A 1281-nucleotide genomic window follows, 5' to 3' on the forward strand; every position below is an offset into this window, starting at 1 on the left:
TGCAAATGCAAATACATTATTCTTGTCAAAATAACCCAAAGCTCCTCCCCAATCTACAGCTTCAGTCCTTTTCCATATTGCATATGTATTGAATCCATATTGTGGGTCAACTATTGGTATTATTACATTAAGTTTCTCTCCAATAATAGTTTGAAAATTTATATAGTTCTTGGTGTAAAAATGAAATCTAGGCTTGGCAGAAAAGTATATTTTTCCATCCTTTATTTCTATTGTTGGTGTATCATAAAACAAATCTAAAAAAGACTTATTTTCCATTGTAACTTCATCTTTTAATGTTGTCGAACATACAACCTTTATATCTCCCTCTTCTCTCAACTTTCTATAAAGTTCAGAGTCTATAGGATAATCGAACTTAATCTTTTCATTAATTGCTTTTTCAAGAGCTTCTTCTTCATCAAGATTGCCACCCAGTTCCTTATCATTTATTTTTATACCTTTATACCCCCAATAACCACCACTATAATGCCATAATTCAATTTCCTTTGTAACGGGTCCATACACACCAATTATTCTTCCTTTTGGTTTTTCATCTACTCCCTCTATAAGAACCTCAACTTTTGGTGTCTCTGCATTTACTATGCTATGGCTATAAAACCCAAAAAGAAAATGTTTTGAATTATCAGTGTAAGAAATATTACATAGAAAATTCTACTACGCACTATCTTTCCCCCTAATTCATTCTACCATTGAAACATTTTAGCAAAGTCAAATGTCGATGAATAATTTTCTATAGGTATAGTCCCCGACTCTGGTATAAACTTTGCTCTCATGTCTGACTTATCCATAGAATAAACTATATTCAATTTCCCTAAACTTTCAGTTTTTAGATGATCTAATGAAATTAAAATAGTAATAAAATCTACATCTTTTATGTTAGTAACATCTGTAGCTTCTTTTCTAAATGCTCCTTCTGCTGGTATTAACCATTTTGGATTACGCCCAACTGGAGAATATGTAATATAAGTACCATCTTTGCTGAAAACTGTTATGCCCAATCCCCACTCGTAACCTTCTGGTATTTCAGGATATGTACATTCTATATAGTATTTCCCACCTTCCTTCACAAATCTCAGTTGATCTGCCAACTTGAGCAAAAACTCTTTTGATTTTTCAATCTTTATTCTGCCATAGGGGTCAACATCTGTTACATCATTAAAAGCTATTCCATCATAGTACTTAACTGTTCCTTCCGCAGGATCTGCAGAAGGTATTACATTACCATTCATATCTATATACACCGTTTTTATATTTGCATTCCAG

2 pseudogenes are annotated in these 1281 nt (G+C 32.5%); both read right to left on the minus strand.

Annotation, left to right across the window (positions count from 1 at the left end):
- Window positions 1-522, minus strand: a pseudogene (locus JCM21531_RS23290) (hypothetical protein); the annotation flags it as partial.
- 179 nt (window positions 523-701) lie between these two features.
- A pseudogene (locus JCM21531_RS17245) lies at window positions 702-1281 on the minus strand (copper amine oxidase N-terminal domain-containing protein); the annotation flags it as partial.

The sequence above is a fragment of the Acetivibrio straminisolvens JCM 21531 genome (assembly GCF_000521465.1).
Lineage (GTDB): Bacteria > Bacillota > Clostridia > Acetivibrionales > Acetivibrionaceae > Hungateiclostridium > Hungateiclostridium straminisolvens.